The 714-nt window shown below is 42.4% G+C and carries 1 protein-coding gene; it reads right to left on the minus strand.

Annotated elements, in window-relative coordinates; translation table 11 throughout:
* Positions 1-107: 107 nt before the first annotated feature.
* Positions 108-569: an IS200/IS605 family transposase gene (gene tnpA, locus VPR01S_RS21890; RefSeq protein ID WP_021706290.1), complete on the minus strand. Its 462-nt coding sequence runs from the start codon at positions 567-569 to the stop codon at positions 108-110.
* Positions 570-714 lie beyond the last annotated feature (145 nt).

Raw genomic sequence — 714 nt, forward strand, 5'->3', positions numbered from 1 at the left:
AAAAAAAGTATCCACCGGCATAGCCGGTGGTTTTTCATATGCGCCTATAAGGCTCTCCTACTAGCAGCGCCCTAGCAGGCGCGTAGTGATCTGACATTTGCATATGACTATTTCCTGCGGCCCGTAAACGGGCTACCTGAATACGGGATCGACAATTGCTCTCCCATTTTATCCTGTTCTAGTTGGTGCTTTATGTAACTTTGTATCTTGCCAGTGTTTTTTCCTACCGTATCGACATAATACCCTCGACACCAAAATTCTCGATTCCTGTACTTGAACTTCAAATCCCCAAATCGCTCATAGAGCATCAAGCTACTTTTTCCTTTCAAATACCCCATAAATGATGAAACACTCATCTTCGGTGGTATTTCTAAAAGCATATGAATATGATCTGCGCAGCATTCCGCTTCAATAATATTCACACTTTTCCATTCACATAGCTTTCTAAGTATCTCGCCTACTGCTCTTCGTTTCTCACCATAGAACACCTGCCTTCTGTACTTTGGTGCAAAAACTACATGATATTTACAATTCCATCGCGTGTGCGCTAAGCTCTTTTCGTCCCCCATTGGGACCCCCTTTCAATTCTTAATTAACTCTTGCAGTTGCCAGACCACAAGACGTTTTTATCAAATTGAAAGGGGTTATATAACTAACTTATAGCTGTAAGCTTTACGGAACCCCCAGCCTAGCTGGGGGTTTTCTCCATACAAA

It is taken from the genome of Vibrio proteolyticus NBRC 13287, from assembly GCF_000467125.1.
In the GTDB taxonomy this organism is placed as follows: Bacteria; Pseudomonadota; Gammaproteobacteria; order Enterobacterales; family Vibrionaceae; genus Vibrio; species Vibrio proteolyticus.

Coding starts and splice junctions, on each gene's coding strand:
- tnpA (WP_021706290.1), bottom strand. CDS start 569: ATGGGGGACGAAAAGAGCTTAGCGCACACGCGATGGAATTGTAAATAT.